The organism is Dehalococcoidia bacterium (assembly GCA_035574915.1).
Taxonomy (GTDB): Bacteria; Chloroflexota; Dehalococcoidia; order DSTF01; family WHTK01; genus DATLYJ01.
Genome location: DATLYJ010000020.1, coordinates 50,888 through 57,425, shown reverse-complemented (window position 1 = coordinate 57,425; position 6,538 = coordinate 50,888). Strand labels below are relative to the sequence as shown.

The following is a 6,538-nucleotide window of genomic DNA, read 5'->3' as shown; positions in this document are numbered from 1 at the left end:
GCCTCGTCCTCCGCGAGGGCACTCCCGCCGTGGGCGGTAGCGATCCTTCGCGCGCGGGTCAGGCAGGCCTCCACCTCCTCGGCGAAGCCCTCGAACCCCAGGTAGAGGCAGGGGGGCTCGTCGCGAGGGCCGCGCCAGCGGCTGGCGTGCTCCTCGCCGTAGTCCAGGAACGCCGGCCGCAGGCCCAAGCCGCAGATGGCGGCGACCGCTTCGAAGCCAGCTTCGAAGCTCTCGAAGCTGAAGGCGAGGAACTCCAGCCGCTCTGCTACCGGGAAGGCCCGCAGGGCCGCGGCGGTTACCACACCGAGCAACCCTTCGGCGCCGACAAACAGGCGCGCGAGATCGGGGCCGGTGGAGTGCCTGGGCACGGCGGGTGTGCGCAAGACCGTCCCGTCCGCCAGCACGGCCTCGATCGCCAGCACCTGGTCGCCCATGCCGCCGTAGCGGCCGCCCTTGTAGCCGAGGCCGTTCGTGCTGATCGGTCCGCCTACAGTGGCGACCGGGAAGGTCCAGGGGTCGTGGCCGAGCGCGAGGCCGTGCTCCCGGAGGCGAGCGTCGACGTCGGCGAGCACAGCGCCAGCGCCGGCCCAGACAAGCCGGTCTGCCGGGCGGACGTCCACTCCATCGAGGCCGGTGGTATCGAGGACGAGGCCGGGCCTGAGGGAGCGAGCGCCGCCCATGAGGCCGGTGCCCGCCCCGTAGACGACAACCGGGACCGCGGCAGCGCCGGCGAGCCGCAGTACGCTGGCCACGCCCTGGGCGTCTCGGGGCCTCACGACGGCAATCGGTGGCTGAGGCGCGTCCGCCACCGCGCCGCGGCCCCTGAGCGCGTCATCTGCCAGGGCCGTGACAGTCTCGGGGCGTGTATCGACCTGAGACGGACCGAGCGCCTCCTGGAGGCCGCGTAGGAGATTGTGAGTAGTGTCGGTGGCAGTCAGAAGGGCCTCTCAGCGCCGGACGCTCTATATTACCGCCGAAGCCTCCCGCCCCGCCGTTAGATGTCCTTCAACGCCTCTTTCACGGTGGGGTGTTCGTGGTTGAGGCGAGTCACACGCACAGGGGTTCCCGCGTTTCCCTGCGTCTCGAATTGCTCCAGAATGCCGCTCCGCACGAAGTCATTGAGCTTGCTGGGGGCAAGCTGGGGGCTGATCACGTCGATGTTCCGGGGGTCGGACACGTACTGGAGCATGTAGCGGAAGGTCGGCAAGATGCCTGGCCGGCGGGACTCCTCGTAGTTGTAGATGATGCGAATGAGCTTGTGCTCGTCGATCTCGACCGGCGCTACCGGCTCGATGCTGTCCTCGATGTTCGCGGCGCGGATCAGGTCCCGGCTGATGCTGCCGGGCACGCCGGCGATGACGACGTCCTTCTGCTGGCGGTTTCGCAGCCGCGCCACGATACGGATGTAATCGCTGTCACCGGCCATCAGGACGAAGGTCTTGATGGCCGGGCGGTCCTGGGCCACCTCGAAAAGGTCATAGATGATGTTGGCGTCGACGGTGCTCTGGGTGAGGCCGCCGCGTTGCTTCGTTGGACAGTCGAATTTCTCGATGCCGTAGGCCCTGAGGTCAGATTCCAGCCTGGCGAGGTGCGGCTGGCTGAAATCACCGTAGGCGCGGGCGAAGCTAATGGGACCGTACTTGCGAGCCTTTTCGACCCAAGACGCCGCGTCGGGCGCCTGCTGAAACTTGTTCCACAGAGCTGTCGTGATGTTCTCCAGGTCAATGAACAAGGCGACTTCGTCAGTCAGCCTATCGGTCATTCCGTACTCCTTTCCAGAGGAAGCACGGCGGGACGGGAGGTATTCGGCTGGTAAAGTGCTGGGCCCTCGCGAGACCCGTCGCACCTCTAGCGTATACCGCGGGACGGGGCGTGCGGCAAGGGACTGATGTTACCCGCCGGGCACCGGCAGGGACGCGGTCCTGGCCGCGAACCGCCGCAGCACGTCACACACTCGGTCGACTTCGGCGTCCGTCAGCTCCGGGAACATCGGCAGGGTCAACACCTCATTGCACACCCGCTCGGTGACCGGCAGGCTGCCCTTCTCGTAGCCAAGGTGGGCGAAAGCCGGCTGCAGATGGGGCGGCTCCGGCCAGTGGACGTCAGAGTCGATGCCGGCCGCGTCGAGGTCGCGACGCAGGGCGTCGCGCTCAGGCGTTGCGATGACGTAGAGGTAGTAGCTTGGCGTGGCCCAGGGCGCGTGCGGCGCCGGGCGCACGCTGGAGCCGGCTACGGCGGCGTCATAGCGGGCCGCGATCTCGTTGCGGCGGCGGTTCCAGGCGTCAAGGTGGGGCAGTTTCGTGCGCAAGACGGCGCCGTGGATTTCGTCCATCCGGCTGTTCAGGCTCGACTCGGCGCTGTGGAAGCGGCGATCCCAGCCGTGTACTCGCAGCCGGCGCACGCGCTCGGCCAACCCGGCGTCGTTGGTCACGATCGCGCCGGCGTCGCCCATCGCGTTCAGGCCCTTCGTGGGGTAGAAGCTGAAGCAGCTCACATGCGCCAGCGAATTGACCTGTTTGCCCCGGTACAGCGTCCCGTGCGCCTCGCAGGAGTCAGCGACCACGGGCAGGCCGGCTGCCGAGGCCACCTCGAGGATGGCGTCCATGTCCGCCGGGTGGCCGTAGATGTGCACCGGCAGGACCGCCTTCGTGCGAGGCGACAGGGCGGACGGGACAAGCGCTGGGTCCATCGTGTAGGTCGACGGGTCGATGTCGACGAGGACCGGCCGGGCGCCGAGGGCGATGATCGCGTCCAGCGTCGCGCTGAGCGTGAAGGCAACGGTGACAACTTCGTCCCCGGGCCCGACGCCAAGGGCTCGCAGGGCCAGGTGCAGCGAGTCGGTGCCGTTGGCCAGCGCCACGCAGTGCTCCGTCCCGCAGTAACGGGCCCACTCCTGCTCGAAGGCCCTGACCTCTGGCCCCATCACGTAGTAGCCCGACTCGACCACCCGCCTTACCGCCTCGTCTATTTCGGCCTTGAGCGCGGCGTACTGGCGCTTGAGGTCGATTACCGGGATGCGGCTGGCGCTCACCAGTAGTGCTCCTGGAAGGCCTCGTAGTAGCGTATGCTGCGCTCGAGGCCGTCCCGGAGGGAGACCAGGGGCCGCCAATCCAGCACCTGGTTGATCTTTTGCGTATCGGCGACGTAGTCGCCGATCTCTATGCGCTTGGCGTCTTCCGGGAAGGGGACGTACTCGATGCTGCCCCGGCCCGTGATCGAGATCAGGGTCTCAGCGGTCTCCCGCAGGGACACCGGCTTGCCGCTGCCAACGTTGAAGACCTGGCCGGCCGTGCCGGGCACGATAGGCGCCAGCAGAAGGGCCCGCACGGTGTCGTCCACGTAGACGAAGTCGCGGACCTGGGTGCCGTCGCCATAAAGGCGGAAGGTAGCGCCTTCTATCGCCAGGCGGACGAACCAGTTGATGAAGCCCTGGCGGTAGTGCTGCACCAGCATCCGCGGGCCATAGGTGTTCGTCAGCCTCATGCTCACCGTGTGCAGGCCGTGGGCGATGTGATAAGCGACGTGATACAGGGTGGCGACAGCCTTGTTGGCGCTGTTGGACTCGGTTGGCAGGAGGGGGTGGGCTTCGCTGACCGGCGTCGACTGGATGAGCCCGTACTCGCTGCGTGTACCCGCGTAGACCACGCGCGCGCCTGGCGCGTGCTTTCGGATGACCTCCAGCACCTGCAGGTTGCCGCGGGCGTTGACCTCGAAGTCCGGGAAGGGGTCATCGAGGCTATCGAGGTGGCTCACGGCCGCCGCCATGTTGAAGACGAAGTCGCAGCCCTTCACCGCGTCCGTCATGGCGGCGTCGTCCCGGATGTCCGCGATCCGCACGTCTACCCGGTCCTCGATGCCGCTGAGGTTGAAGCGGTTACCGCCCTGTCCCGGCGCCAGGGAGTCGACGACGACGACGCTGCAGCCAAGGGTCGTAAGCGCGTGCACGACGTTGCTCGGAATGAAGCCAAGGCCGCCCGTCACGAGGGCCCGCGTCCCCCGGTAGGCTTCGAGCCGGCGGTCAGCGAACAGCGGCTCCGGGTCTGGCGTCCGCAGGAGGTCGGTGGTCATGGCTTGGTCGCGACGGCGATTACGGACAGGCCAAAGGGCAGGCGCGTCCGCGAGAGGATGGCGGACTCGAGGGTGAGGACGGCAGTGAAGGCCGCGTTCACCGGGCCCGGCACCGGCCGCACGTCCGAGTCCGTCGGCCGCATGCGCAGGGCCTTCGAGGCCAGGCGGCGCGCGAGGGCCACCGGGAAGAGGAAGGTGTTGGCATAGGTGGTCTTGACGTCCCGGAAGCCTGCGCCAGCGAGCTTGGCCGCCATCTCTCCCGCAGAGTAACGATGCCTCGTGTGGAGGACAACATCGTGGGGGCCGTGGAGGAACTGAAAGGCGGGGACGCGCACCATCAAGCCGCCTCCCGGTCGCAGCACGCGCCACAGCTCGCGGAATGCCGCCTGCTCCGACGTCTCCTCGAGCTGGCAGACGACGTCGAAGGAGGTAACGAGGTCGAAGGAATTGTCCCGGAAGGGGATGGAGTCGATGCTGGCGACGCAGATCCGTCCCTTTTCGCGGCGGGCGTACATTTCCGCCGCCTGAGGGGCGAAGTCGAAGGCAGTGACCTCACCGTAGTCCTTGAGGAGTTGAAGAGAGCCTCCGGTGCCGGCTCCGGCGTCGAGGATCCTCAGGCCGCGGCGGCCGTCCCGGAGTTGTCTCTGGAGGAGGGTCCGGGCGATGCGGCGCATGCCCACGTACCACCAGTACGCGTCCTCCAGATGGAACATGTAGTCGTATTCGGCGGGCTCCAAGTTATGTCCTGTTGAGATGGCGGGCCAGGGCGGCCTGGTGATCTTACCCCAACGCCTCGGCGTCCTCCGCTATGCGCGCCCGGCGGGCGCTGTCGCGCACGCGGCGCTTCTGCTCCCGCAGGAGCACGAGGCGGATGTACCAGCGAGCCATGCCGGCGAGCGCGCGGGCGATGCGCTTCGGCTTGAAGAACTCGGAGGTGCCGTAGGCGCGGGCGTAGTGGTGCACGGGCACCTCCACCATCCTGCAGCCTGAGTCCTTCAACTTGCGCACCAGTTCGATACAGATCGAGCCGTTGCTGGACTCGAGGCTTACTCGTTCGAACACGGAGCGCCTCAAGAGGCGGAAGTCGCAGTCGACGTCACGGATGGGGAGCGCGAAAAGGACGCGCGTCGTGTGCTGGTAGAGGCTGCCGATCAGCTGGCGATACCAGGGGTCCTGGCGCGAGAGCTTGTAGCCGTTCACGACGTCAACGCCGGGGCGCATCTCGCGCGCCAGGGCTGCGATCTCTGAAGGGTCGTACTGGCCGTCGCCGTCGGTGTAGAAGACGTAGTCCTTTTCTGCGTGCTCGAAGCCGCTCTTGAGCGCGCCGCCGTAGCCGCGGTTCTTCTCGTGCTCGATGAGCCGCAGGCCAGGCACTTCCGCCATCAACGCCCGCACCACCTCGCGGCTGCCGTCGCTGCTGCCGTCGTCGACCACGATGATCTCGTAGTCATCCGTCAGGCGCTTCAGGGCCGCCTCGACCGTGCGCACGAGGCCGGGGATTGTGTTGGCGTCGTTGTAGCAGGGGAAGAAAGCGCTGACGCTGGAGAGCCGCGGTTCCTCCTGGGACACGATGACCTCCCTCCGGGTTAGCCGCATTCTGACAGCGAGAGTCTGGGGGGTCAATGAATTGTTAAGGGAGCATATATCGATAACATTCTCGCCAGCCGCGCGGCTGCTGGCCGGGGCTTGTCGCTGGCACGTAAGGCGGAGCCTATACTTGGCCCGTGGCTGACGAAGAGACCAAGCAGGCCTACCGTGAGGCCTTCGAGGGCTGGCAGCGCCAGCTCGCCGCCCTGCATGAGGTCTTCCTCGACGGTAAGAGGCTCGACCCCATCCGGCTAAAGGGCCTGCTCAACCGCGAGAGCCGGGCAAAGAGGCGATACGACCGCGCGCGGCTGCGACTGCTGGGCATCGAGGAAGAGAGCATCGTCGACGACGAGGACGGCGAGGAGGAACAGTAAGCCGTCCGGCACGTTGCCCCAGTGATAGCCGTTGCTAGAATGAATTGCCGTGGAGAACGAATACGGCGTCGACGTGCAGGAAGTGCTGGACCTCATTCGCACAGCTGAGGTCTTCGTGATCATGTTCCAGCACTTCGAGCGCCGGCTTCTCGTCGATGCCCGCACGGCGGGAAGCGAAGGGCCGCTGATCCGGGTGGTCGACCGTGTGCGCAACGCCGACGAGCGCTTCCGCGACCTGCGGCGGCTCCGGCCTCGGTTCCCGGCGCCGGAGCGGATCGTGGCGCTGCAGTGGCCGCGCTCGGTGAAAACGCTGGTCGCTTCCGGCGTCTGGCAGGCTATCGAGGATCGGCTGAAGTCACTGGGTGGCTCGGAGTGGACCTGCCATGCCGTGCTGGCCGAACTCGAGCGCGAAGAGCTGGACGAGGAGTACAAGGCGATCCGCGGTGAAGAGCCCTGGCGGACCCTCTGGGCGAGCTCGGCCTGACCCACGAAACCTGGACCGGACATAC

The 6,538-nt window shown here is 67.1% G+C and carries 8 protein-coding genes; 2 read left to right on the top strand and 6 right to left on the bottom strand.

Annotated features, from left to right (window positions below):
- The 6 genes from VNN10_02015 to VNN10_01990 all read right to left on the bottom strand — a co-directional run.
- On the bottom strand, positions 1-776 hold a 776-nt coding region (locus VNN10_02015; protein ID HXH20776.1), incomplete at its 3' end, for an FAD-binding oxidoreductase.
- A 218-nt stretch (positions 777-994) separates the two neighbouring features.
- The gene (locus VNN10_02010; GenBank protein ID HXH20775.1) at positions 995-1,762 is read right to left on the bottom strand and encodes an NYN domain-containing protein; all 768 of its coding nucleotides are present in this window, start codon (positions 1,760-1,762) and stop codon (positions 995-997) included.
- A 129-nt stretch (positions 1,763-1,891) separates the two neighbouring features.
- Positions 1,892-3,031 (bottom strand): DegT/DnrJ/EryC1/StrS family aminotransferase, encoded by a 1,140-nt coding sequence (locus tag VNN10_02005; GenBank protein ID HXH20774.1) that lies wholly within the window; start codon positions 3,029-3,031, stop codon positions 1,892-1,894.
- Complete coding sequence (locus VNN10_02000; GenBank protein HXH20773.1) at positions 3,028-4,068, bottom strand: NAD-dependent epimerase/dehydratase family protein; 1,041 nt, start codon at positions 4,066-4,068, stop codon at positions 3,028-3,030. The genes VNN10_02005 and VNN10_02000 overlap by 4 nt, the downstream gene beginning before the upstream one ends.
- Positions 4,065-4,805, bottom strand: a complete 741-nt coding sequence (locus VNN10_01995) for a methyltransferase domain-containing protein (GenBank protein ID HXH20772.1) — start codon at positions 4,803-4,805, stop codon at positions 4,065-4,067. Before VNN10_01995 ends, VNN10_02000 begins: the two co-directional genes overlap by 4 nt.
- A 43-nt stretch (positions 4,806-4,848) precedes the next feature.
- Positions 4,849-5,637, bottom strand: coding sequence for a glycosyltransferase family 2 protein (locus VNN10_01990; GenBank protein ID HXH20771.1), 789 nt, complete (start codon positions 5,635-5,637; stop codon positions 4,849-4,851).
- A 155-nt stretch (positions 5,638-5,792) separates the two neighbouring features.
- On the opposite strand from VNN10_01990, the gene VNN10_01985 reads away from it, so the two are divergent.
- Together VNN10_01985 and VNN10_01980 are read left to right on the top strand one after the other, a co-directional pair.
- Positions 5,793-6,029, top strand: coding sequence for a hypothetical protein (locus tag VNN10_01985; GenBank protein ID HXH20770.1), 237 nt, complete (start codon positions 5,793-5,795; stop codon positions 6,027-6,029).
- A 49-nt stretch (positions 6,030-6,078) separates the two neighbouring features.
- Entirely contained in the window at positions 6,079-6,513 is a 435-nt protein-coding gene (locus VNN10_01980) for a hypothetical protein (protein HXH20769.1), read from the top strand.
- Positions 6,514-6,538 lie beyond the last annotated feature (25 nt).